This window comes from Paenibacillus sp. RC84 (genome assembly GCF_041260495.1).
GTDB lineage: Bacteria > Bacillota > Bacilli > Paenibacillales > NBRC-103111 > Paenibacillus_F.
This window is the reverse complement of record NZ_JBGBYL010000004.1, coordinates 234,318-259,756: the sequence shown is the minus strand read 5'-3', so window position 1 is coordinate 259,756 and position 25,439 is coordinate 234,318. Positions and strand designations below refer to the sequence as shown.

20 protein-coding genes and 1 pseudogene are annotated in these 25,439 nt (G+C 55.5%); 6 read left to right on the top strand and 15 right to left on the bottom strand.

Annotated features, from left to right (window positions below):
- Positions 1-86: 86 nt before the first annotated feature.
- The 8 genes from ABH899_RS11415 to ABH899_RS11380 all read right to left on the bottom strand — a co-directional run bounded on the left by ABH899_RS11415 (position 87) and on the right by ABH899_RS11380 (position 11,030).
- Positions 87-1,499 carry an amidohydrolase gene (locus ABH899_RS11415; RefSeq protein ID WP_369996211.1) on the bottom strand — a complete coding sequence of 471 codons (1,413 nt, stop codon included), beginning with the start codon at positions 1,497-1,499 and terminating at the stop codon, positions 87-89.
- A 15-nt stretch (positions 1,500-1,514) separates the two neighbouring features.
- Positions 1,515-3,158 carry an ABC transporter substrate-binding protein gene (locus ABH899_RS11410; RefSeq protein WP_369996210.1) on the bottom strand — a complete coding sequence of 548 codons (1,644 nt, stop codon included), beginning with the start codon at positions 3,156-3,158 and terminating at the stop codon, positions 1,515-1,517.
- 17 nt (positions 3,159-3,175) lie between these two features.
- Positions 3,176-3,838 (bottom strand): GNAT family N-acetyltransferase, encoded by a 663-nt coding sequence (locus ABH899_RS11405; protein WP_369996208.1) that lies wholly within the window; start codon positions 3,836-3,838, stop codon positions 3,176-3,178.
- The gene (locus ABH899_RS11400) at positions 3,787-5,868 is read right to left on the bottom strand and encodes a dipeptide ABC transporter ATP-binding protein (RefSeq protein WP_369996207.1); all 2,082 of its coding nucleotides are present in this window, start codon (positions 5,866-5,868) and stop codon (positions 3,787-3,789) included. Before ABH899_RS11400 ends, ABH899_RS11405 begins: the two co-directional genes overlap by 52 nt.
- A gap of 34 nt (positions 5,869-5,902) precedes the next feature.
- Positions 5,903-6,811 (bottom strand): ABC transporter permease, encoded by a 909-nt coding sequence (locus ABH899_RS11395; protein ID WP_369996205.1) that lies wholly within the window; start codon positions 6,809-6,811, stop codon positions 5,903-5,905.
- Between the two features lie 45 nt (positions 6,812-6,856).
- A complete protein-coding gene (locus ABH899_RS11390) occupies positions 6,857-7,783 on the bottom strand; it encodes an ABC transporter permease (RefSeq protein WP_369996204.1) in 927 nt (308 codons plus the stop codon).
- Between the two features lie 15 nt (positions 7,784-7,798).
- Complete coding sequence (locus tag ABH899_RS11385; protein WP_369996203.1) at positions 7,799-9,469, bottom strand: ABC transporter substrate-binding protein; 1,671 nt, start codon at positions 9,467-9,469, stop codon at positions 7,799-7,801.
- Between the two features lie 265 nt (positions 9,470-9,734).
- On the bottom strand, positions 9,735-11,030 hold the full coding sequence (locus ABH899_RS11380; protein WP_218230216.1) for an MFS transporter: 1,296 nt from the start codon (positions 11,028-11,030) through the stop codon (positions 9,735-9,737).
- 174 nt (positions 11,031-11,204) lie between these two features.
- Between ABH899_RS11380 and ABH899_RS11375 the strand changes: the two genes are divergently transcribed.
- On the top strand, positions 11,205-12,026 hold the full coding sequence (locus ABH899_RS11375) for an MBL fold metallo-hydrolase (protein WP_369996202.1): 822 nt from the start codon (positions 11,205-11,207) through the stop codon (positions 12,024-12,026).
- Positions 12,027-12,180: 154 nt separating this feature from the next.
- Here the strand turns inward: ABH899_RS11375 and ABH899_RS11370 are convergent, their stop codons facing one another.
- The 5 genes and pseudogenes from ABH899_RS11370 to ABH899_RS11350 all read right to left on the bottom strand — a co-directional run bounded on the left by ABH899_RS11370 (position 12,181) and on the right by ABH899_RS11350 (position 17,586).
- Positions 12,181-13,356 (bottom strand): MFS transporter, encoded by a 1,176-nt coding sequence (locus ABH899_RS11370; protein ID WP_369996201.1) that lies wholly within the window; start codon positions 13,354-13,356, stop codon positions 12,181-12,183.
- A gap of 812 nt (positions 13,357-14,168) precedes the next feature.
- Positions 14,169-14,480, bottom strand: a pseudogene (locus ABH899_RS11365) (Gfo/Idh/MocA family oxidoreductase); the annotation flags it as partial.
- A 20-nt stretch (positions 14,481-14,500) separates the two neighbouring features.
- Positions 14,501-14,998 (bottom strand): GNAT family N-acetyltransferase, encoded by a 498-nt coding sequence (locus tag ABH899_RS11360; RefSeq protein WP_369996199.1) that lies wholly within the window; start codon positions 14,996-14,998, stop codon positions 14,501-14,503.
- A gap of 66 nt (positions 14,999-15,064) precedes the next feature.
- A complete protein-coding gene (gene hemA, locus ABH899_RS11355) occupies positions 15,065-16,282 on the bottom strand; it encodes a 5-aminolevulinate synthase (protein ID WP_369996198.1) in 1,218 nt (405 codons plus the stop codon).
- Positions 16,283-16,689: 407 nt separating this feature from the next.
- Entirely contained in the window at positions 16,690-17,586 is an 897-nt protein-coding gene (locus ABH899_RS11350) for a LysR family transcriptional regulator (RefSeq protein ID WP_369996196.1), read from the bottom strand.
- Between the two features lie 134 nt (positions 17,587-17,720).
- On the opposite strand from ABH899_RS11350, the gene ABH899_RS11345 reads away from it, so the two are divergent.
- Positions 17,721-18,461, top strand: a complete 741-nt coding sequence (locus ABH899_RS11345) for an SDR family NAD(P)-dependent oxidoreductase (protein ID WP_369996195.1) — start codon at positions 17,721-17,723, stop codon at positions 18,459-18,461.
- Between the two features lie 246 nt (positions 18,462-18,707).
- Here the strand turns inward: ABH899_RS11345 and ABH899_RS11340 are convergent, their stop codons facing one another.
- Together ABH899_RS11340 and ABH899_RS11335 are read right to left on the bottom strand one after the other, a co-directional pair.
- Complete coding sequence (locus ABH899_RS11340; protein ID WP_369996193.1) at positions 18,708-19,526, bottom strand: alpha/beta fold hydrolase; 819 nt, start codon at positions 19,524-19,526, stop codon at positions 18,708-18,710.
- Positions 19,527-19,742: 216 nt separating this feature from the next.
- Positions 19,743-20,735, bottom strand: coding sequence for a LacI family DNA-binding transcriptional regulator (locus ABH899_RS11335; RefSeq protein ID WP_369996192.1), 993 nt, complete (start codon positions 20,733-20,735; stop codon positions 19,743-19,745).
- Positions 20,736-20,839: 104 nt separating this feature from the next.
- Here ABH899_RS11335 and ABH899_RS11330 point away from each other — a divergent pair, with 104 nt between their 5' ends.
- The 4 genes from ABH899_RS11330 (at position 20,840) to ABH899_RS11315 (ending at position 25,362) form a co-directional block, all read left to right on the top strand.
- Positions 20,840-22,168, top strand: a complete 1,329-nt coding sequence (locus tag ABH899_RS11330; protein WP_369996495.1) for a DegT/DnrJ/EryC1/StrS family aminotransferase — start codon at positions 20,840-20,842, stop codon at positions 22,166-22,168.
- Entirely contained in the window at positions 22,152-23,009 is an 858-nt protein-coding gene (locus ABH899_RS11325; protein ID WP_369996191.1) for an HAD-IIB family hydrolase, read from the top strand. The genes ABH899_RS11330 and ABH899_RS11325 overlap by 17 nt, the downstream gene beginning before the upstream one ends.
- 62 nt (positions 23,010-23,071) lie before the next feature.
- A complete protein-coding gene (locus ABH899_RS11320; protein ID WP_369996189.1) occupies positions 23,072-24,127 on the top strand; it encodes a Gfo/Idh/MocA family protein in 1,056 nt (351 codons plus the stop codon).
- Between the two features lie 35 nt (positions 24,128-24,162).
- Positions 24,163-25,362 carry an MFS transporter gene (locus tag ABH899_RS11315; protein WP_369996188.1) on the top strand — a complete coding sequence of 400 codons (1,200 nt, stop codon included), beginning with the start codon at positions 24,163-24,165 and terminating at the stop codon, positions 25,360-25,362.
- Positions 25,363-25,439 lie beyond the last annotated feature (77 nt).

Genomic DNA, 25,439 nt, shown 5'->3' with positions numbered 1-25,439 from the left:
AGCCCGCCATGCGCGATGAGGCGCCTCATGGTGAACTATCCGCATGGGGGATAGCCGTGCGAAGCGTCCGATAGCCACCGGAGTATTCAGACTAGCACCGGCGCTTGAACGTCACCGGGTATGGCAGGCACATACCTGCGGCCGTTCGTGGCACGCAGGAACTCCGCCCTGGCCTCGGCCAGCAGCACCCCGCCGTCCGTCAGCAACTCGTAGGCCGCAAGCGCCAGGAGCTTGGACGCAAGGTGCATGCCTTTGAGGCCGATCGGCGAGCCGAAAGACGCCGTCGCCTGCCACGTATGCACCTGCACGCCAAACGGCGCGCACGTGGTGATAATCTGCCCGACCGGCGTAATCCACGAGACGTCGCCGACGTCCGTCGAGCCTCCGCCGAAAGTTTTGGGCGCCGGCTTCACGTTCACGAACCCGGCCGGCAGCAGTTCCCCGGCGGGAAGTCCGAGCTCTTCCCGGCGCCTCAGTGCCGACTCCCGGAGATCCGGGGGCAGCGTATCCGCGAGGGCGGAGGCCAGACGGATATCTTCGTCCGTGAACGAAAGCGGGCCCGCCTCATCCTTCTGCCGGTAAAGCAGGTCGTTGAGCGTATGGTTGACGTTCAGATCGTAGGCGCCCGCCTTAATCTCCCACGTCACCTCGGTTTCCGTCATCAGAGCGGCTCCGCGGGCGATGTTCTGCAAACGCCGGAGCAGCTCGTCGACGTGATCCCGGCTGGAGCCCCGCAGGAAGTACCAGACACTCGCGTCTTCCGGCACGATATTCGGGGCCTGTCCGCCGTTCGTGATCGTGTACTGAATCCGCGAACCGTCCACCACGTGCTCCCGCAAATAATTGGCGCCGACGTTCGTCAGCTCCACGGCATCCAGCGCGCTACGGCCCAAATGCGGGAAGCTTCCCGCATGGGACGCCCGGCCTTTGAAAGAAAACTCCACCGACGTAAGAGCCGACGTCGGCACGTTCCACGGCATGTTGGAGCTGCCGGGATGCCACGTGAGCGCCGTATCGAGGTCATCGAACACGCCTTCCCGGGCCATAAACGTTTTGCCCGAGATAACCTCTTCGGCCGGGCAGCCATAATACCGGATCGTACCCGGGAGCTTCTCTTCGCGGATGCGGCGGCTCAAAGCAACGGCGGCGGCCACACCGGCCGTGCCGAGCAGGTTATGTCCGCATCCGTGTCCGGGTCCGCCCGGAACGAGAGCTTCCCGTTCGGCGCTCACCTTCTGTGACAAGCCGGGCAGCGCGTCGTATTCCCCGAGGATGCCGATGACGGGTTTTCCGGTGCCGAACTCGGCAACGAACGCCGTGACGGCGCCCCCGATACCGGAGCGGAGCGAGAATCCGGCTTCCCGCAGCACGGCGGCTTGCAGCTTCGAGGCGTACGCCTCCGTATAAGCGACTTCAGGCTGTTCCCAGATCCTCAGCGCAAGCTCTTCGAATTTTTCCTCATGGCCGTCCAGCCACTCCACCAAGTGCCGCTTTCCCATCGCCCTCACGCCTTTCTATTTTTTCAAATCCCACTCGTTCGTATTGTTGTACATCCCGATATCGCGGGGTTTTCCGACCAGAACGTCTTTGGAGACGGCAAGCAGACGCTTCTCCGAGTAAACCGCGAGCGTAGGCACATCCTCATGGATGACCGCCTGCAGCTCGTTGTAGATCTGCCGCCGCTTCGCCGGATCGGATTCCGTCTCCCCTTTCGTAATCAGCTCATCCACCTTCGGATTTTTGTAGCTGTAGTAATTGCTCGAGCTGTCGCTTTTGTACAAAGTGAAATACGAGCTCGGTTCAATATAAAAGTCCCGGTTGAAAATAGTAAGATCAAACTCTTTTTTGCGCACCTTCTGGATCAGCGTGGCAAAGTCATACTTCTGAACCTGAACCTTCAAACCGACGGCCTGCAAATTCTGGACAAGAATATCCGCCGCCTGCTCGCGCACTTTATTGCCCACCGGAACCAGGAATTGGATAGGCTTGTTCGTGTCCCATTTCGCCTCCTGGAGCAACTTTTTCGCCTTTTCCGGATCGTAGGGGTATGGCTGGATGTCTTTATTGAAATTGGGGTGATAGCTCGGAATGCCGCCGTCAATCACTTCGCCCTGGCCTTTCAGAAGCTGATCGACAATAAGCTTGCGGTTGATCGCGTAAGCGAAGGCCTGACGCACGCGGGAATCGCTGATATTGGCCGTGTTGAAGAAGAGTTCGGGCGGAATCGAAGGATTGCTCGTCGTAAGTTCCACGTTCGGCAGCGCCTTTACTTTCTCGTATTCCGTGATCGGAATGAGACCGACAGGCAGCGAATTCATATGAATTTCGCCCGTTTGCAGCTGTGCCACCAGATTGGCGGCCGGAAGCACTTTAATAAAGATTTTGTCGAGCTTGGCCGGCGGCAAATAATAGTTCGGGTTTTTGACCACCTCGGCATACTGGCCCTTTACGAAGTTGGCGAATTTGAAAGCCCCGATCGTTACTTCGGGTTTCTGAAAGTAGGGGTGAGTCGCGATCTGTTCCGGGGGAACGTCTTTCAGGATGTGCTTCGGCAGGAAAAATACTTTCGTTCCGAACCGTTCTTTGAAAAGAAGCGGATCGACCGGCGTCTTCGTCCGCACTTCGAATGTGCGATCGTCCACAATTTTGAGGCCGCTGATTTCCGTTTTCCCTTCCTCCAGCTTCCCCGCATTGTTCAGCCCTTCGATAAAATTCAGCTTGAAGTAAGTCTCGACTTTCGGGTGCAGAGCGGTCTGGAGCGTAAAAGCGACATCGGCCGTCGTAAAAGGTTTACCGTCATTCCATTTCGCAGATGGATTCAGCTTCACAACGAAAGTCTGATTGTCTTTCGTCTCGACGGACTCCGCCAGCTTCGGAGTAAATTCAAATTTCTCGTTCAGATTCAGCAGTGAATCGTTGAGGAGCGCGATCACGTTGTCCGAGGCGGAATCGCCCTGGTCGTTAATCTGGCTGAGTGTAATCGGTGCGTTCACAATGCCGATATACACGGTCTTTTCGCCGGTATTCGCTCCTTTGCCGGGCTCTCCCCCTGGATTCGGCGACGAGGCCGGAGAGGCGGCAGGCGCCCCGCAGGCCGATAAGCCGGTCATGAAAGCGGCCAGTACAATCAGCCAAGTAACCCGATGTCTTTTTTTCACCGTAACATTCCTCCACTTCAAATTTTCTTTAGATCCCCGGGAAAAGAATACCGCTCTGCTCCCGTCTCGCCGGACGAATGAACGGGGTCTTCACGGTCCGTGCCGGACCCGCTCCGAAGGTTTTTGATCATGAAAACCAGTCGGTCGTCGGTTCCGAGATCCCTCTCGTAGAAGGGCTGGTAGCCTTTCCTCTCGTAAAAGGGAAGAAGCCACGGATGCTTACGTGAGGTTGCGAGCGTCGAAGCGGGCGACAAAAGCGTATCCCGCACGATTTCTTCCTCCACGTAACGGAGCAGGCGGCTGCCCACACCTTGAGACTGCTCCGCCGGGTGAACGGCAAACATAAACAAGAACGGATACACGGATACTTCTTCCATGTATTTCAGCGAAAGGGTTGCGCTTATCCGTCCGTCTCGCTCCAAAACGTAGCACGCGTTTTCCTCCATGTTTGTCCGAACGAACTCGTAATCCGCCCGTGTCGCCCTGAAGTCGATGTTCAGGTCCCGGATCGCTCGATAAGCCCCCTCGATAAGCGTTAACAGCTGTCCGGTGTCGCTTTCCTCCGCCAGCCGGAAAATATCTCCCATTTTCGTCACCTCGCCTTTAGAACCTGCAGCAGCAGACCGTTTTACAGCGGATAATGGCAGGCCGCCGTATGTCCCGGGCCTACCTCTATCCATTCGGGCTGAACCTCCCGGCACAGCGCCGTTGCCGCCGGACAGCGCGTGTGGAACCGGCAGCCGGACGGCGGGTTGGCCGGGGAGGGAATTTCGCCCGCGAGCCGGATCCTCTCCGGTGAGCCGCTGCGGTCGCGCCTCGGGACGGACGCCAGCAGAGCGGCCGTGTAAGGATGGGCCGGATGGCGGAACAGCTCGTCGCTCGGAGCCGTTTCCACAAGCTTGCCGAGGTACATCACGCCGATGCGGTCGGACATATGCCGGACCGCATGAAGACCGTGCCCGATAAACAGATACGTGAGATTCTCCCTCTCCCGGAGTTCCTGCAGCAGATTCAGAATTTGGGCCTGCACCGATACGTCCAGAGCCGATACGGCCTCATCGGCCAGAATAAACCGGGGCTGCAGAGCCATCGCTCTGGCAATGCCGATCCTTTGACGCTGTCCCCCTGAAAATTCATGGGGATACCGTTCGCCCGCCGAAGGGGGCAGACCGACCGAAACCAGCAGCTCCGAGACTTTATCCCTGCGCTCTTTCCCCTGGTGCGTCCCGTGGACAGCCAAAGGTTCGCCGATACACTGCCCGACTGTCCAGCGCGGATTAAGCGAGCCGTACGGGTCCTGGAAAATGACCTGCATCTGTTTTCTCGCCTTCCGCAGCTCCGAGGGAGACATGGCGGAAATCTCTTTGCCGGCAAAAAGAACTTCACCTTCCGTAGGCGGCTCCAGATGAAGCAGTGTCCGGCCGAGAGTCGACTTGCCGCTGCCGGATTCGCCGACCAAACCGAACGTCTCTCCTTCCTGGATCGTGAAGGTGACATCGTCGACGGCATAGATCGACCCTTTGGGCCGGCGGAGAAACCCGCCTCCGAGCCGGTATGTTTTCCGCAGGCCGTGGACGGAAAACAGCGGCGTCCGATCGCCGGAGATTCCGCCTGCGGTGTTTTCCTCCGGCGGAGCGGAAACGACGGCGGCGGGCCGGATCACGGCGGGCGTGGACTCCGCCCGCCCCCGGACAACGTCCGGCGAGGCTTCCGCCGCCTGCGCATCCTCCTTCTGCCGGAGTTCTCCGGCAAGCCAGCACGCCGCCTCGCGTCCCGCGATCTCTTCCAGAGGCGGTGCGGACTGCGCGCACCTCTGGACGGCATGCGGGCAGCGGGGGTGAAAGCGGCAGCCGGACGGCGGCTCGGCCAGCGAGGGAATGCTTCCTTCAATGGAAGGAAGCCGGGAGCCCCTTGGCGTCTCCAAACCCGTGACGGAGCCGATGAGCCCCTTGGTGTAAGGATGCAGCGGGGTCCGGAGCAACGCATCCGCCTCACCGATCTCGACGATTCCGCCCGCATACAGGACGGCAACCCGGTCGGCGATCTCGGCCGCCACGCCCAGATCATGCGTGACGAACAGGATCGACATGCCGTATTCCTTCTGGATCTCCTTCAGAAGGGTCAAGATTTGCGACTGGATCGTTACGTCCAGCGCCGTTGTCGGCTCGTCGGCAATGAGCAGGTCGGGAGCGCAGGACAGCGCCATTGCGATCATTGCCCTTTGGAGCATTCCCCCGGACAGCTCGCCCGGGTACTGCTTCATCCGCAGGCCGGGCTCCGGGATGCCGACTTTGCCGAACAGACGGGCTGCGTGCTCCCACGCCTCCTTATAGGAGCTGCGGTTATGCCGAAGATACGCCTCGGCGATTTGCTTTCCGACCGGAAAAAGCGGATCGAACGCCGCCATCGGCTCCTGGAAAACCATCGCGGCCTTCCTGCCCCGGATTCCGCCCATCTGCTTCTGCGGACGCCGGGTTACGTCTTCCTGTCCCAGCCGGATGGTGCCGTGAGTGATGCTCCCCCCTTCAAATTCCACCAGACGGAGGATCGCTTTGGACAAAATCGTTTTGCCGCTGCCGGATTCCCCGACCAGACAGAGCGTCTCGCCGGGTCTGATATGCAGGCTGACTTCCGATAGTGCCGTCAGGCTTTCGTTTTCTTTGGTAAATTCCACCCTCAACCGGTCAATTTCCAGAATCGGCTTTGCCATGATCGTCCCCTCCCCCTCCGGGTTTTTCTCCCGTTCATTTTGCATGCCGTTTGGGGTCGAGGGCATCCCTCCAGCGGTCTCCCACCAGATTGACGGCCAGCACCAAGAGTGTGATCGCGAGTCCCGGAAAAGTCGCATTCCACCAGGCGACGGTCAAATAACCTCTGCCCTGTGAAAGAAGCGTTCCCCAGTCCGGAATCTCCTTAAGCACACCCAGCCCCAAGAAACTAAGCGCAGAGCCGACCAGAATGGACGATCCGATTCCTATCGTCGCCATGACGAGCAGCGGAGAAAAGACGTGAGGAAGCACATGCTTCACGAAAATATGACCTCCGCCCGCGCCGATCGACCGGGATGCAGCGATGTAGGGACGGCTTTTGATGCTGATCACCTGACTGCGGACAACCCGGGCAAATTTGGGCACCAGCGACACGCTGACGGCCAGCACAATGTTGAGCAGACTCGGCCCCAAGGCGGCCGCAATGGCCAGTGACAGCAGCAAGCCCGGTATGGCCATGAGCACGTCAATGATCCGCATGAGCATTCCGTCCGCGAAGCCTCCGATGTAACCGGCCAGACTGCCGATCAGCATGCCTGCGGCCCCTCCGATGAGAACGGAACCTGCGCCGATCAGAAGTGAATCTCTGGCCCCGTATATGAGAAGGCTGAGCATATCCCTTCCATAGTAATCCGTCCCGAACCAGTGGGCGGCGCCCGGCTTCTGGAGCAGGGCATTCGCATTCATTTCCGCCGGCGGATAAGGCGCCAGCCATTGCGGAACGACTGCACAGAGCGCAATCGCCGAGACGATTAAGAGCGCCGCATAATACGGAAGATCCCCTTGGCGCAAAAAACCCGGCATTCTCCGTCTTTGTTTCGGTTCCCGGCTCCGCTCCCGGGTGAGCTGTTCCGGCATGTAGTTTACTTCTGCTGCAGTTTTCATACCGCTCCCCCCCTTTTTCACGCGTCTCTTTAACGGTCGCCAGCATCAGACGGCCCTTCTCACTCTGGGATCGATGAAAGCATAGGACAAGTCCACCAGCACATTTACAAGGACATACACGATTGCGGTAAAGAAAACGACGCCTTGTACGACCGGAAGATCTTTGGACAAGATAGCTCCCGCCAGCAGCCTGCCGATTCCCTGTCTGGAAAAGACCGTTTCGATCACGACGGCCCCGGCCATGAGTTCTCCGATCTGGATACCGATCATGGTAAGAGCCGGAATGAGGGCGCTGCGCAGCGCATGCCGGTACATGACGACTCTTTCGCTAAGCCCTTTGGAACGCAGAGTTGTAATAAACGGTTCGTTCATAACCTCAAGCATGGAACTCCGTACCATGCGCACGATAAAACCCGATCCCACAAGTCCAAGCGCAGCCGCCGGCAGAACAAGCGACTCCCACCCTTCCGAACCTACGGCCGGAAACCAGTTCAACCGGACGGAGAAAACGAGGATCAGAAGGATGCCCGACCAGAAGGTCGGCATGGAAATTCCGAACAGCGACACGATGCGGGCCAGGAAATCAATGAAGCTGTTGCGGTGAACCGCCGAAAGCACGCCGAGCCAGATTCCCGTCACAACCGCCAGGAAAGTACCCGCTGCGGTAAGCAGCGCCGTTGCGGGAAACTGCTCCAAAATTTTGGGGAGCACCGGGTCGTCGTTAACGAGAGATTTCCCGAAATCCCCCCGCAGCAAATTTTCCGCATAGACGAGAAATTGCCGGATCACGGGCTGATCCAAGCCCAGCTGATGCCGCAGATTCGCTGCCGTCTCCGCAGAAGCGGACGTCCCGGCAAGCATCATCACCACCGGATCTCCCGGGAGCAGGTACAGAATAAAGAAGACGAGAACCGAAGCGCCTCCTATGACAAGCAGCGAAGAGACCAGTCTTCTTGCGATGGCGTAAATCAACCCGGCTTCCTCCCGTCACGATTTTTTCAGGCTTACATCGTAAAACAACGGATATCCCAGCGAATCGAATTTAAGTCCGCTCACGTTTTTCCCGGCTGCGACGGTATATGGAAATACGTACACGGGGAATCCGTATGCATTTTGGATCAGATACGATTGAACCTGCTTGTAAATCTCCGCCCGCTTCTTGGGGTCCTGCTCTCTAAGCCCTTCTTCCAGCCAGGCGTCCAGCTTGGGATCGGATTTGTGGGTGTGGTTGTGCCCCCACTTCCCGTCTTTCGGAATGGCATTCGTGTGAAAAAAGCTCCGCAAAATGTCCGGGTCGCCCGAAACATTACTGACGCCGACCAGATCATTCGTCCCCTTGACCATAAGAGCTGTCGTCGTATCGGCCAAAATTTCCACTTCCACGGCGATTCCGGCTTTTTTCAGCTGCTGTTGGATCATTGCCGCAATGTCGTTGCGCTTCTCCCTGTTCGGCGACGCGTCGATATAATGGATGGTCAGCTTCTTGCCGTTTTTCTCACGGATTCCGTCCGCCCCCTTGATCCAGCCCAGTCCGTCAAGCAGGCGGCCCGCTTCGTTCGGATCGGGTTTGAGCGCCCCTTCCAAGGAGGGATTATAGCCAAGCACGGACGGAGTCAGCGGAGACCAGGCTCGCGTATACGCGCCCAGATACAGCGTTTTGACGATGGCATCGAAGTCGATTGACAACTGGACGGCCTTGCGGGCCTCCAGCTCGTTCCAGGGCGCATGATCCTGATTGAGCATCAGCGTGTAGGGAATACCCGTAGACTCCGCCTGGAAAAGCTGCACGTTCGGGTCCTGCTTGAGAGTGACGAAATTTTGGGGAGGCACCGTCTCTCCGGCCGAAACCTGCCCGCTTTGTACGCTTCCGATACGTGTCGCTTCTTCGGGAATAATTTTGAATACAAGCTTGTCTATGTAAGGTGCGCCCTTATTGGTCGCCAGTTCCGGCGCCCATTTGTAGTCGGGATTGCGCTGCAGCGTCACGGCCGAATTTTCGGTCCAGCTCACGAATTTAAAAGGGCCGGTGCCCACGGGGTTTTTGGTAAGCTGGTCCTTGTATTTCTCTGCGGCCACCGGTGAAACGATTCCTAGAAAAGCTTGGCTGAGCGAACTCAGAAACGCGCTGTAAGGCGATTTCAGCCGCACCTTTACGGTGTATTCATCGACCACATCGGACGATTCATAAGGACCCAGCAGGGTAACGGCAAACCGGGATTTCGTAGCCGGATTCACGATCCGGTCGAAATTCGCTTTAACGGCTGCCGCATTAAAGGGCGTTCCGTCATGGAACTTAACGTCCTTGCGCAGCTTGAACGTATACTCTTTTCCGTCGGGTGAAACCGTCCATTCCTCGGCAAGCCACGGTTTGATGGACTGGTCGGGCAGCTGGACGACAAGACTGTCGTAAATGGAGCGCATAACCCGGTAATCGAGTGCGGCGGGCACCACATTCGGATCGAGTCCCGACGGCGATCCGGCGAGCGCGTAAGTAAACGTGCCGCCTTGAACGGCGGACGGCTGCCCGGCTGCTCCGTTTTCAGAGGCCGGAGGGATTGCGCTGCCGGTATTCCCCGCGTTTCCCCCGCAGCCGGACACGATCACGAGAATAAGTGCAGTCAAAACTGCCTTGTGAAAATTACGTCTGGATGAAATCATAAGTCCTCTCCATTTCATTAAGTTTAAGTCGCACTCTGCCGCCTCTCCCGGTGCGGGCTTATTTTGCCCCACAAAAAAAGGAGACACAGCTTCCCTCCGGGAAAGACCGTATCTCCAGTGACCTGGTCGATATCTGATTAAACCGATAATATTAGTATGTTATGATTATAGCGATCCCTCTTATTTCTGTCAATCCTTGGCAATCGAGACGTGTAAATAAAAAACGGGACACTTCCATTCGGAAGCATCCCGATCAAATCGGCTGTTACCCGGCTGCCTGCTCGGCTTCCTCCACCGGCTTGAAGCGTTCTTTGCCGAAGAACACGTGAAACAGAATACAAATCACGGTATAAACGACGGCCGTAATGCTGAAAGCGTAGGCGTAGCCGTAGTAAGAACCGTACGTCGCCACAAGTCCCATGCTGACCGGAGAGGCCAGAAACCAGCCCAGATTGAACATCGCTTCCCCGGAGCTGGACGCAAGTCCCCGCATCGATCGGTCGACATACTTCATTTTGATCGTGCTGTAAAAAGGATTCGCCGCATTCATAAGCGCCTGTCTGAACAAGTATCCTACGCTGGCCAGTGTAAAATTAGACGAGTACGCCGTAATCAGCAGAAAAGGAATCGAGCTCAACTGGAGCAGGACGACCGCTCTCGCTTCGCCGATTTTGCGCGCAATGGCGGGACCGAGCAGAAAAGCAAGCGCGGTCGCCCCTTGACCCAGCGACACGATGAAGCCGATCATCGTTTTGGAGGCATCGAACCTGTCCTCGAAATACACGTTCAAATAAGGCACGATCATCCCGCCCGCCGTCGATGACAGCAGACTCAGAAACGCAAACAGCCCGATAATCTGCAGCGAAGATTTATGCCTGGATGCCGTTTGCCGCCAGCCGGGTTTAGGACCGGCCCTTTTATCCTCCCTTTCGTCTTTTTCTCCGGAAGCTTCCGATGTATACAAGAGCACGGGAATGAGTCCGAGCGCCATCGTCCCGACGCCGATCAGCAAAGTCGTTCTCAAGCTGAGCACTTCCGAGATGCCGAAGGCAAACTGGAACATGTCCGTCAAAACGCCGCCCAGCATATTTCCCGCCACGCTCGCGAACATACTTAGCGCCATGTTGAAGCTGAACAAGTGAACCCGCTGCCGGGGCGTCGAATTGTTGGCCATAAAAGGAATAATCGTAGCCGATACGACCGCCTGCGACATTCCGCCGAGAAACGAAGTGACGAGCAGGGCGTTTTTGAATTCGAAAAGAGAGCGGGCCGTCAGTGCCAGCAGCACAAAAAAGAGACCGGCGGATACGATCCGCTTGGGCCCGAATCTATCGTTCATTATTCCCGCCGGGATTAATATGATTGCGGATGCTATGGCCGTCATCCCGACCAACTGTCCAACCATCGTCTGATCGTAGCCAAGAGCGCGGACGTACAAATTGTACACGAGCCCGAACATGCCGAGACCCGTATTCCACACGAAAATAAACACGAAAAAAAGACGAATGTTCCGGCTGTATTCGAGCAGTTGGGTTTTCCATTCGTTGAGAAAGTTCGTCATGCTTCTAGCATAACTCATTTCTCTGGTAAGCGGTATCTTTTTTCATCCGCCGGTGAATAAAAGGTTTCTTTCAAAAGATAAGCCCGCCCGGTTTCTTTCTCCGTCTTTGGGTGCTACAATTTCTCTTAAATGCCGGGCGCAAATCGTCCATGGAGCAAGGAGATTATGAAACGTATGATCCAATACCAGAGCGGACATGTAACTGTCTTTCAAAGCGCGATATACCAAACAACCTCGACCGTAATCGTGACAGATGATCTCGTCTTGATCGCGGATCCGAATTGGCTGCCTCGGGAGATCGAAGAAATCCGGCAGCATGTCGAAGCCGTGCGGGGCGAAAGGCCGGTTTACGTGCTGTTTACCCACGGCGATTTCGACCATATTATCGGATATAAGGCGTTCCCGGGGGCTGTCACGATCGGAAGCGAAGGACTGCTGAGCCACCCGGATAAAGATAAAAAGCTGGCCCTCATCACTTCGTTCGATGCCGGCCACTATATCGACCGAGGCTATCCCGTAGAGTTCCCGCATGTTGATATCGCAGCGGCCGGAAACGGGCAGGTGTTCCAGCTCGGAGAAACCCGCCTGACTTTCTATCTCGCACCCGGTCATACGGCTGACGGGCTGATGACCGTGGTCGAGCCGTTAGGCATACTGATCGCCGGAGATTATTTGTCGGACTTCGAGCTGCCCTTCATTTATGACAGCGCCAAAGCATATGAGCGGACATTGGACACTGTCCGGCGCATTTACGGCGCCCATAACTTGGAGCTGCTTGTCCCCGGACACGGGCAGGCGACCGGAGACGTCCGCGAAATGCAGCGCCGGCTGGAGCTCGCGGACCGGTACCTCGCAAGCCTGATCGGGGCCGTTCAGGCTGACGACGGCGACGCTCTGCTGGCGCTCCGGGACGCGCACGCTTACCGCTCCGCCTTTACGGACGGCTGCCACGACGAGAACGTCCGGATCGTCCGGAGCGAGTACGCCGGCGGCTAGAGCGAACGACTGGCGCGGACGACTGGCGCGGACGACTGGCGCGGACGACTGGCGCGGACGACTGGCGCGGACGACTGGCGCGGACGACAAAAAGACCTTTCATGCCGCTGAGCGGCTGAAAGGTCTTTTTGCATTCGCGCTCACGCGATCCCGCTCAAGACTGGATCTTCTCTTCCCGGCCGGCTTTGGCAAAGCCCTGGCTGCGCGAGACGATCCAGATCTGCCCGAGCAGCGCCGCCGCAATCAGCGCGCCCGCCGCGATCGGCAGCTGGCCGGGTGCCAGCCCCGCGAGCAGAACCGCGCCGCCAAGGGCGGAGCCTACCGCGCTGCCGAGATAATTCGCGGAGCTGTTCAGCGCCACGGCGGCCGGTCCGTGTTCAGGCTGAAGGACGAGGAGCACATGCTGCTGCGGAGCCTGTGAAGCCCAGCCGGTCGCCCCCCACACGACGAAGGCCACGAAAGCGGCAAGCGTGTAGTGAATCCCGACCGGAAGGACGAAGACTGCCAGCGCCATCAGCGCCAGAATTACGGTCATCAGCAGCCCGGGACGTCCCGTACGGTCAATGAGCGTCCCGATGGAAAAGCTGCCGATGACTCCGCCGATTCCCCACGCCCACAAGTACGGCGTGATAGCCTGGATGTCAGCCAGATCCTGCAGGACGGACGCCACGTACGTGTACAGCCCAAGACTGGCGACACTCGTAATAAATGTGATGCCGACAGTCGAGGCAACGCGTCCGTTCGTCATCATGGCAAGACGCTGACGCAGGGACGGCGGAGCCGCAGCCGGAAAGTTCGGAAACCAAGCGGTAATGCCGATTATCGCGATGACGCCGAGTGCCGTTACGGCCCAGAGCGTTCCACGCCAGCCGATCTGTTCGGCAATGAGCAGCCCTACGGGGACCCCGATGACGGTCCCCATGCTCATTCCGCCCAGCGTCATGCCGAGCGCTCTCCCCCGTTTCTCACTGGAAACGAGGGCCGCCGCTGCCGCCGCCGCCAGCGGCGAATACAGGCCCGCTCCGATCCCGGCAATCGCGCGGGAGAGCAGCAGAAGCGTATAGGTCGGCGCAAGAGCCGTTCCCGCATTGGCCAGCGTGAACACGACGAGCGCCAGCAGGAGTATGCGCCTTACCGGCTTGCCGGCCAGTATCGTGGCGAATACCGGCGCCGCCAGTGCATAGCAGAGCGTAAACACGCTTACGGCCTGACCGGACTGCGATGCGTTAATGGCGAATTCCGATCCGATTGCGGGAAGCAGACCCGCCACCACGTAGGCGTCAAAGCCCAAAGCGAACATGCCGATGGTAAGCAGTAAAACTTTTTGCATGGAAATCTCCCTCGCTTATCTTGTTCGATGGTAGACCCGGAAGCTCAGCCGAGGCGTTCCCAGTTCGTTTCATCATTGAAAAACTCCCGTTCGGAGCCGACGACATACTGTACAGGGCCGATTGTCCTCGCGTCCGCGTCGATCGTATTGAGCAGCTTCTGGAGCTTCAGGGAACTTGGCAAATCCGCGAAAGGCTGGGAAGGCTCCGCCCCTGAAGCGGCAAACCCCGCAGCATCGCCGACGAGCCGGATTAACTTGCGGATCGTGTTCAGCTCCGGACGGCTTTCGTCGATTTCCGTCTTGAGATCCACGATGACGCGTTCTCCGGTATTCGTTTTTTCCCAGATCCGCAAATAATCGATATCCCAGACCGGCGTGTCAAAAATCATCGTCGCGAAAATCAGCTTATTCGCCGGCGAGGCGAAGACGAGATCGACCTCCCGCTTGCGGAGAATATTGACGAAGCTGCTGTAGCCCGTCACGACGGCTCCCGCCAGATTTGCGGTTATTGCCGCACTGTCCAGCACGGCCGTTCCGGAAATGGAGAAATCGGAGCGGATGCCCTGTAGATCCTTCAATTCCAGCTCCGCATCTCCGCCGCTCACCCACTGCACGAGATCGAGCGGATGAATAATTTCGCTGATCACCCCGCTTGTCGGCCTGTGGTCGTTAATCCGGTCCTTTCCCCAGTAAAAGTTGGCGCGTACGAGACGCAAATTATGATCCTTCACATACTGCTTCAGCGTGATCGAGGCATCCGAGTACCGCTCCACTAGGTCCAGAGCGAATCCCGAGGTGTGCTTCAAGCTTGCCTCCACCTCATCGAGATCGTCCTGAGGATGCACCAGAGGTTTCTCGCAAATAACGAATCCCCGGTAGCCCCGGAGCTGTTTGATTACCTCGATATGATATTCGTCGTTTACGCTTACGACGACTACGGCAGGCTCGAATTTTTTCAGTGCCGTCTCTATGTCGGAAAAATACCGGTAGCCGTTCGATTTCGGGCTGCGGTTCACATATGCGATCTCAACGGGTTCATTTCCCGTCACCGCCGGGTCCAGATTGGAGAAGGCTTGCGAGAAGCGGGTTCCCGCATAGCCCAGTCCGATAATTAGTACGTTCATGCGCGTCCTCCCGGGAATCATTAAAATTCTTTGATCAGAAGATCTTCCCCCGATTCCGAAAAACCCAAATTCTCATACAGCCGCTTGGCGGAGGGGGTCGTCTGGAGCGTTACCTTTCCTACTTCGTTGGCACGGAACCAGGATAAAACATAATTCATAATCCCTTCGCCCAGTCCGTGGCGCCGCTTGTCCGGATGAACGACCACGGTCTGAATCCAGCCGACTTTACCGTTCAGGCAGCCTTTCATCGGCGCCCGGTCGTCTATAATGCCGATGGCGCAGGCGCAAATTCGTTCTTCGTCGTCCAGGCTCCCCGCCGCCACGAGTATGCGGTCGTTTCCCTTCAGATTGGCTCGGAGCCAATTCCGGTACTCCGACTGCCAGGCGAGGTCTTCTTCGGCGGAGCGGGAGACATAATGCCCCTCGCCCCGGCTGAGCAAAATTTTACGGAGCTCCACAAGCTCGCCTATATCTTCCAACGAAGCCCTTCTTATCCGCAGGGTCAGACTCGTATTCATGCCGATTCACTCCCGTTTCTTCTGTTGGCAGGCTGACGAAACCGACCTTTCAACCGGAAGATCGGGTCAGGCTTTCAAAGCCAGCGTTTTGATATCGAAATACTCGAACACTTCGGTTAAGGCGTTTACGAGTTCGTAGATGTGCTCTTCCGTATGATTCGGAGTCACATTCACCCGGAACCGCTCCGTACCGACCGGCACTGTCGGCGAGTTGATCGGCTGCAGGTAAACATGATGCTTCTCCAGCAGTCTGCGCGCAGCCAGCTTGCATTTTTTCGCCTCCCCGACCAGAACGGGAAGAATATGCGTCTCGCTGGATTCCATCACCGGAATGCCAGCCTCGGCCAGCGCATTGCGCAGCAGGGCCGTCTTGGCGTGAAGTGCGCCGCGCTCCGCATTCGAACGCTTCAAATGCTCCACACTGGCGTAGCAGGCCGCTACTACGGCCGGAGGCAGGGACGTTGTGAAAATGAAGCCCGAGGCGAAGGATCGCACGCTGTCGATCAGCGGTGCCGAACCCGTTATGTAGCCTCCGATAATCCCGATGCCCTTGGCCATCGTTCCCTGGATAAAATCGATGGAGTCCGCTACGCCGAGCTGGGCCGCGATTCCCGCGCCGCGCGGTCCGTACATCCCGATGGCATGTACCTCGTCTAGGAACGTGAGGGCTTTGTATTTTTTCGCTAACCGCACGATTTCACGGATCGGCGCGATATCCCCGTCCATCGAGTACACCGATTCGAACACGATGATTTTGGCCCGGTCGGCCGGCTGGGCGGCCAGCAGTTCTTCCAGATGCTGCACGTCGTTGTGCCGGAAAACGGCTTTTTCCGTTTTGGAGCTGACAATTCCGTTAATGATGGAAGCATGATTCAAAGCGTCCGAGAAAATGATGCTGTCGGGAAAAATGCGCGCCAGGCACTGGAGCGTGGCGTCGTTGGAGCCGTAGCCCGTCGGGAATACGAGAGCCGCTTCTTTGCCGTGCCATTCCGCCAGCGAAGCTTCCAGCTCCGCGTAATAGTGGTGGGAACCTCCGATATTTCGGGAACCGCCGGAGCCGGCTCCGTACAATTCTATCGCCTTGTGCATCGCTTCGATAACAACTGGATGTTGAGACATACCGAGATAATCATTGCTGCACCATACGACCACCGGGTGATCTCCCTGGTTATCGACAAGAGCCATAGGGTATTTTGTCCGCAGCCGGTTAATGGTGACAAACTCGCGATATTGGCCGCTTTCCTTCAATTGGTTCAATTTGCTTTCAGCAATTTCCGTGTACATCTTTCATCCCTCCAGTTTCATGATTTGTATATTTTTATATCATGTGGATCTCCTATCCAATTAATAGTATAGGTTAACTCGGATATAACAATCAAGAGGTTTTTTGTAAATTTGTACAATTCTGTCAATTATATTTTCCAGTCGGCCTGCTTAGTCTGGAACAACATACGGAAACAATAATTATACAAAGGTTAATTCTCTTCTTCTTCCATCTTAACGTGACAAGATTAAAGGAGCTTTTTCAGGGAATGAACTTTTCGTTAATTTCCAAGATAATGGTTAATTTATGGCGATTCCGGCCCCTCGTATAAACCTCCCGAAGGAACTAAATAAACAAAAAAACACCGCGCGTCGGTGTTTTTTTGCTTTGGCGAATTATAGAAGGCAAGCCGGAATGAACAGGAGCATCATCCCTTTTGACGGGTGAACTCGTGCAGCAGAAAGTCATACAAGTTCTTTCCCGCTCGCTTTAACGGCAGATCAGCCGATCTGCAAATCAGACCGCACGTCATGTTAATTCCGCTCCCCTCCATGGGAAACGCTAACGTGCCTTCCGGCAAGGGATCGAGCACCATCCTCGGAACAAGCGCTGCGCCGAGGCCTTCGGCGACATAATGTTTCAGCGCGGACATGCTGCCGATCTCCATCGTATCCGGCGGAAAGCTTCCCTCTTCTCGGAGCGCCGTCTCCAGCTTTCTGCGGTAAGGACACGACTGTGCCGTAATAAGCAGACGGGTTTCGCGAAGCTGACCCAGCGTCACCGAGTCCGATTCCGCCCGGGCCAGCGTGTGATCTTGAGGCACAAGCAGGAGAAACTCTTCCGTAAACAGAGGCTCGAAATGGAGCTGAGCGGCCGAATCCGGGAACGAGCCTAGGCCGAAGTCCAGCTCGCCTTTAAGGATTTTATCCGTCAATACAGACGTTCCGGCAATCTCAACGGAGATTCGAATGTTCGGGTACACATCCGTAAAACGGCGGATCAGTCCGGGAAACTGATGACTGGCCGTCGGCTCCGTAACGCCGACCCTTACATGCCCCGCCTCGCCCGACGCAAGATCACCCAGCGTTTTTTGCAGCTGTTCCATGCTTTGCAGGATCGGAATGCTTTGTTCATAAAAGAGGCGGCCCGCTTCGGTTAAGGCAATTTTTTTGCCGCGTTCGAACAAGAGCACACCCAAATCGCTTTCCAGCTTCTGAATCTGGGTAGTGACAGTTGATGGGGAATAAGCCAATTCTTCGGCCGCACGGGCAAAGTTTTCGTGTTCGACGATTTTTTGAAAGGACTTTAACGTTTTGAAATCCAACCGGCGTTCCTCCCTTCACTTCATTCAATTATTTTGAACGATTCCTTCAAAACATTCAAGTATATGAAATCACTCTTTTCCTTTAAACTGGATACAGAAAACCTAAATTGAATTCCTTGAAGGAGTGATCGTACATGTTCATGCAAAATAAAGTCGCCTGGGTAACAGGCGGGGGTACCGGCATCGGCAGGGCGACCAGTCTTGAACTGGCCAGGCGGGGCGCCATCGTCGCCATCAGCTACTCGCAATCCGGAGAGGATGCGGAATCCACCGTGCGGATGATTGCCGAAGAAGGCGGGCGTGCCGCCGCTTTTAAAGCGGATGTGACCCGGGAAAGCGAAGTCAGGGAGCTTGCGGAACTGATTGCCGCCCGGTTCGGGAGCATCGACCTGCTTGTCAACAATGCCAGCGTCACCCGGCATATCCCGATGAGCGATTTGGATGCGGCCACGGAGGAAGTTTGGGATGAACTTTATGCGGTCAATGTCAAAGGCATGTTTACCTGCGCCAAAGCCGCCGCTCCCCGGATGAAAAAGAACAAAAGCGGCGCCATCGTCAACGTCGGCAGCATAGCCGGACTTACGGGTCTCGGCTCCTCCATCCCTTACGCCGTGTCGAAGGCAGCCGTCCACGGGCTGACCAAATCCCTGGCCCAAGCGCTTGCGCCGGAGATCCGCGTGAACTGCGTCGCGCCGGGCGCGGTAGCGACACGCTGGTGGAAAGGCCGCGAAGAAACGATGAACGCCCTCATCGGCAAGCTTCCGCTCCAGCGGATTGCGACCCCCGAAGACATCGCCCAAATTATCTGCTCCCTTCTGGAACAGGAGGCGGTTACGGGGCAGATTTTGACGGCAGATGCCGGGCAGACCTTGTAGCTTTGGAGTTTTGTAACTCCAGCGCTTCTATATAGAAAACCAACCCGGGCAGAGGAGATTCTTGTGTCGCCGGTTGGAATCGCGTCGAAATCAATGGCAAGAATTTTAAACCTGACTCCTCGACGTTGCTTTCATTGCTTTTCTAACTAAACTATTCCCACTCATATCATCACTCTCCCACGATAATAATGTATAGAAGATAAAAAGGTATAGATAAAAGTATCTATACCTTCTCGGCGGTTATTGCTAATTGATACGTGTAAACATCGCATGGATAGCGCTGATTACCGCTTGCGGCTTATTCAATTGAATATAATGGCCAGAGTCAACGGTTGTGTGAACAACATCGTTGGATAGGGCTGCAATTTTGTTTTGCAAGGAAGCCCATTTGGTTTCGTCGAACAAGCTGCCTGGGTTTTGCTCATTGCAGACACCGTGGCAGTTAGCGGAAAGAACCGTGATCGGTGTGTTACGAAGTGCATCTTGTGCATGCAATTGACGAATTTGTTGATCAATTGTCAACCAGTCGGTCCATGCAAACTCGTCCGAGTACTCAAGGTCGCCGCGGATAAAATCTTCTCCGTATTCTTGAACTACATCTTCGTGAGTGGAATCAACAAAGATAATACCAGCTGCTTCGCCGGGATATAGAGCAGCGAAGGTACGAGCAAACACGCCGGAAATGGAATGGCTCACAAACAGGTACGGGCCGGGAATATTTGCGTTATGAAGTAAGGCGTGAAGTTGAGCTGCTTTTGTCACAGCGTCCTTGGCAATATTAGCGTCATCATCAGATTGACCACGACCGGCACGGTCATAGGAAACGGTCAATGTGCTTTGAGCGATTTGTTGTTGTACATAAGCCGTTTGCCATACAGTATGGTCATCACCGGCGCCGGAATCGAATACCACAGTTGGTTTACCAGGGACAGATGTTCCTTGGACGTCGATAAGAAGATCCAATCCGCTGCCGACATCAACCTTGGATGTTTGAGCGAACGCCGTTGTTACGGACAATAAAAGAAGGACTACCATTAATAGGGCCATTTGGGAAAAACGCTTCATGATTCCTCATTCTCCCTTGTATTTGTTTTACTATCGCGCGGTTGAATAACAATCTATTCATTTAATAAGGATTTGAAAATGAAGGTTATGGAAGCGGTAGACAGTGGGCCCTACTTCTACTGAATCAACAGACTCACTATCGTCTTCTTCCACACGGCAAGAAATAACATACTCCCCTTGGGTGAGCATCTTTCATCCTATAAATCTTAGCTCCCCTCATGTCGACTCCCGTACCACCAAGGCTGTCGGGAACAGAGTGACCTCGCGCTTCAACGGGAGTTCCTCCGTCAAGCAGGCAAGGAGCCTGGTAACGGCTTGTCGTCCCAACTGTTCTACCGGAATGTCGATGCTCGTAATGGTCGGCGTCGTTACTCTGCAGATCGGCTGATTGTCGTATCCGATCACGGCCAAGTCACCCGGCACGCTATATCCGAGATTCACAGCCTGTTTGATCAACCCTGCCGCAACCTGGTCGCTGCCCGAGAAAAGCGCGGTCGGTTTCTTCTCCGGCAGATGGTGGATCCGGTCCATAATACGGATGCCGTCCAGGATCGAAAAGGCTCCGTCAAAGATCCACTCCTCACGATAAGGCAGGTTGTGGTCCGACAGGGCGGCCAAATACCCCTTCTTCCGCATGTTCTGCGCTGCGCTGTTGGCCGTGTCGAAGCAAAAGCCGATGTCCCGGTATCCTCTTTCGATCAGGTGCCGCACCGCGGTATATCCTGATTCGAATTCGTTGTAGCACAGAATGGGGACCGGTGCGGTTTCATGAAACTCGTTGCACATGAGGATGGGCCCCCGCTTCAGGTAAGGAGCGATATCGTCCCACAAGTTCTCCAGTGCGCCAAGAATGATCCCGTCCACTTCCCTATTCTGGAGAAGCTTCATCAATTCAAGCTCGTTTTCTTTACAATAGAAGGTCTGAAATACGCACACCTTGTAATTGAATTCCAGCGCCTGCAGCGATATTCCCTTGATCAGGCCCGCAAAAAAGGGATGGTCCGCCTTGGGGACGGAGACGGCAAGTAATTTGGAGCTGTTGGTGCGCAGCCCTCTGGCCAAAAAATGCGGCGTGTAGTTCATTTCTTCAATAACCCGTAACACATCTCTCCTTATCTTCTCGGAAACATACGGATGATTGTTCAAGACCCTCGACACCGTGGATGTCGATACTTTGCAGAGCTTGGCGATCTCTTGTATCGTAGGCATGGATTTTCCTCCAAAAAATGTCTTGACCTGTCATCGATTTCATAATTTACGATGAAGGCGGATAGGAACTATCAATAAATTCGGGAAACGGAGGAAAAACCGTGCTGACCACTAAAAACAAATATTGGGGAACAAGCAAGGACTATCTTCATCTGTTGGATCGCATCAAAACAGGTCGTGACGTAGAACCGGATTGCTTTGAAAACCATTTGGTGAACACCCAGTTACTAGAAAAATTATACATTTTAGGGAGAGAAAATACAATTAATACTTGGATTCGCTCCCTATTCCCCGCCCTCTCGGAATTCCGCGGTAAAGTCGACTTCCTGCCTGTGAACAGGCTGATCTCCGCAGAAGAGGTGGAAGCGATTCTGGCGGTGATGAGAGTCGTGCTCCCGACAGGGCAGTTTACCAGCGGACCGTACGTGAACCGCTTTGAAGAGATCCTGTCAGGCTACCTGCGAAAAAAATATATCATCGCTACCTCCAGCGGGACGGATGCAGCGATGGTGGCTCTGCTCGCCTTGGGCCTTCGCCCCGGCGATGAAGTTATTATGCCGGCCAACAGCTTTGCCGCAACCGAAAATGCCGTGCTTGCAGTAGGCGGTATCCCCGTCTATGCGGATATTGATCCGCATACTTATACGCTGGACCCGGCAAGCACAGAAGCGGCCATTACGACCCGAACCCGATTTATCCTCCCGGTGCATTTATACGGGAAGAAAGCGAATATGGCAAGTCTCCGTGAGCTCGCGGACCGCTACCGCCTGAAGATTGTGGAGGACGCCTGCCAAGCAATTGGCGTAACGGAGCTTGGACGGGAGGGAGATGCCCTGATTCTGAGCTTCAACCCGTACAAGAATGTGGGGGTATGCGGCAAAGGAGGCGCGATAGCTCTCGATGATGAAGAAGCGGCGCAGCGCTGCATGCAGTTCAGCTATCACGGATTTGAGGTCAACGTCAAGAACCGGAAAGTAAGGGACTTCGGATACAACAGCCGAATGGATAACCTGCAGGCCGCCATCGGGATCGAGCGGATGAAACATTTGTCCCTGAACAACTTCAAACGGACGGTTCTTGCCGACCGGTACCGCCAAGGCCTGCAATCGCTGGCCGACAGCCAGAAAATCCGGCTGCCCGAATTGTCGGATGATCATGTCTGGCATCACTTCCCCATTCAAATCCTGAGCGCAGACAGGGACCTGATTCGGCGGGAGCTGATGGACAAGTATTCGGCCGAAACCGATATCTATTATCCCGTTTTGTCCCACAGGCAGAATACCCCGTTCGTGAATGCCCGCTATAAGGATGCGCGGCTTCCGCAAACGGAGCAGACACACAGCCGGCTGCTGCATCTGCCCATGTATCCGCATTTGACCTGGGAAGAACAAGATCATCTGATGGAGGGACTGCGACGTGTTATCGGAGTATAAGGACAGCTTCATCCGGCTGGAACATCCCTTGAAGCCAAAGCACCTTGTGTTCTGCGACTTTGACGAAACTTATTTCCCGCACGTCCTGCTGGACCAGCACCGCAGGGAACTGGAAGAGCTTGAAGCGTTCATTGAACGGAAGAGCCGCGAGGGAGAATTGATGATCGGCTGGGTGAGCGGCAGCAAACTCGAGGATATTTTGCGTAAAATGAGCGGGGGGAAATTCCGGATTTTCCCTCACTTTATCGCAAGCGACCTCGGGACGGAGCTGACCTATGTGACTCAGGAACATTACGGCGCGAGGGATGAGCAGTGGGACCTCCGTCTTGAAAGCAGCGGTTTCTCCGAAGAAGCGGTCAAAACGCTGGTCCGGGAGTTGTCGCGGGAGTACGACGTGGACCTGACCCCTCAGACCCAGCTGGGCAGCTCCCGTTTCAAGTGGAATTTTTACTATAGGCAAAGGGATCCCTTGACGGACCTGCATACGATAAAGCACATCCGCGATTTGGCCGGCCGGTACCGGGTAGACGTCAATATCAACCGGTGCAATCCGCTGGCGGGCGATCCGGAGGACTGTTATGACGTGGACTTTATTCCGCTCGGGACCGGCAAGGCGGAGATCGTGCGCTTCATGTTGGAGCGGTACGGCGTTCAACCCGAGCATGCATTTGCTTTTGGCGACAGCGGAAACGACCTGCTTATGCTCCAGGCCGTCCGGCACGGCTACTTGGTTCACAACGCGACGGAGGAAGCCAAGGGCCTGCATCCCCTGGTCTCCGAAGGAGCTTATGTGAAAGGCATTCTTCATGTACTGAAAGATCACCTGCAAGCGGGAGCATGACGATTCAAAGACCCTTTGTTTGATCAGAGAGAAAAACCACGGATAAGGGAGAGGAAATCAAGATGATCAAGATTGGTATTATCGGAGCCGGGAATATTGCCATGACGCATGCCAAAGCACTGTCAACGGTCAAAGAAGCCGTCCTGACAGGCGTACATGATATCCATCAGCCCGCAGGCGAACGATTAGCGTCCACCTTCGGGGGACAGGCCTTCGAAAGGTACGAGGACTTGTTGGATTCCTCGGACGGCATTATTGTCGCTTCCCCTAACTTCAAGCATAAGGAGCACGCGCTGCAGGCCTTGGCTGCCGGCAAGCATGTCCTGTGCGAGAAACCGATGGCCATCACTCTCGAGGAAGCCCAGGTGATGCGGGACTATACGGAGAAGGCCCATGCCATCGCCATGTTGGGATTCAACTACCGGTATTTGTCATTCGTCCATATCTTGATGGAGTTCATCCGCAACGGCGGACACGGCGGCATCATTTCGTTCAATATCTCCTTTAAGAAAGACAGCGCTCTGAGAAAAAAAACCTTCACTTGGAGAGACAGCGAAGCCAGCAAGCAAACTAGCGGCGCCCTGGGCGATCTCGGCATACACCTGATCGACATGATCTGGTATCTGTTCCGTTCGGATTTCCGGCCCGAATCGATCCGTGTCAAAATGGCCACTCATGTGAAGGAAAAAGAAAACAGGGAGGTCCAGGTCGACGACTATTCGGAGATTCTGGGACAGCTCCGTAATCAGGTGTTCATTCATATGGTTACCTCTAAGAGCACGGTTCCCGAGGAATGCGGGTTTGGCATCGAAGTCATCGGACACCGCAAAAATTTCCATTATCACACCCGCAATCCACTGAGCTATACCATCACGGAAGGAATTTCGTCCGCAAGCTTCGATCTCCCTCCCGCTTTATTGACGGACCCGGCAGGCGAGTTTCACGGATGGGCGGATTCATTCCGAATCGAGCAGATGGCATGGGTGGACGCCATTCTCCGGAAAAGCCGAATGGGTCTGCCGAGCTTTGCGGACGGGTACCGTTCTCAAGCTACGCTGAATCTGTTCTTCGAAACACACGCGAAGGATCTTTCAGGCACGCTTGTGATGCAGGCCTAATCCCCTGATTGCCTTCCGCAGATTGGAGGCCGACGATGCGAATCGTCCTTTGGATGGGCTGCGCCTTTTATTTTCTGGTTGGCGTCGTTCATGTGTTCATCGGCAGTTTGTCACCTCATTTTTTTGCACGCTACGACATTGGGGCCCAGGAAATCTCAGTGATCCTGTCCGTACAGTTTATCGGGTTTCTCATCGGTGTCCTCTTCTCTCCCGTTCTATCCAAGAAAATCGGCCCGTTCGTCGTCATTACGATCGGACTGAGTATGGTCGGGGCCGCCTTGGCGGGCTATCTGTGGATCGACAGATGGGAATTACTCTCTCTGACAGGGTTCCTGATCGGATACGGGGCGGGCACGCTGGAGACGACCGTAGGGGCTTTAATCATAGCGCAGGGGGAAAACGGCAAGGCAGGGATGGCGAAGCTGGAGGTATTCTTCGGCTTCGGGGCCCTGCTCTTCCCCATCCTTATCCATGTGCTGGCCGGCGAAGACGTGGTTCCCTTGGTTCTGTATTCCCTGCTCAGTACAATTGCAGTGCTGCTGGCGGCTTGGGTGTCCGTGATATCAGTCGTCCGGCCGAAACAGCAGTTTCCGCAACCCGAAGGAGCCGGAAGCGGGACGGAGAAGTTTTTCCCGGAAAGCGGATTGATGAGAGGGGAAAAGCGCAGCTTGAGCCTGCTCATTCTGTTCGCCTTCGTTTATGCCGGGATCGAGACCAGCTATGCGAACTTTTTGCCTTCACTGATGATTGTCGGCGGATTTGAGTCCTACAGCCTGATCGGAGTTTCCGTATTCTGGGCTTCGATGGTTATCGGACGAACCGTGCTCGCCGTTAAAGGAAAGAAGATTCCGCCTCTGCCGATGCTGCAAATTTCCGCTCTGTGTCTGATTTTACTTTTAGGCGTGTTCCCCTTTCTCCATGATGCAATCCTGGCGCTGGGGGTCATTTTTCTAACGGGCATTGCGGCATCTCCCCTGTTTCCGGTTGCCATTACATTTGCGGCCTCCGTGAAGCGGGGATATGTAGATGAGGTGACAAGCTACTTTATCGCTGCCGCGAGCTTGGGAGGATCGCTCATTTCGCTTCTAATCGGCTGGAGCTTGGCTTTGGAAGAGCTTTCGGTTACGCTGTTCCTATTTGCCGGACTGGCGCTGCTGCTTTGGTTCATTTCTTTCCGGCTGAGAGACACGGGTAACAGCTTCTATAAGCATGCAGGCAAGAGCATGGACCGCTAAGGTTCATGCTCTTACCTTTGTCGGAAAGCCGCTCCCATAAGAAAAAGCCGCTTAAAAAGCGGCTCATACTTGCTATT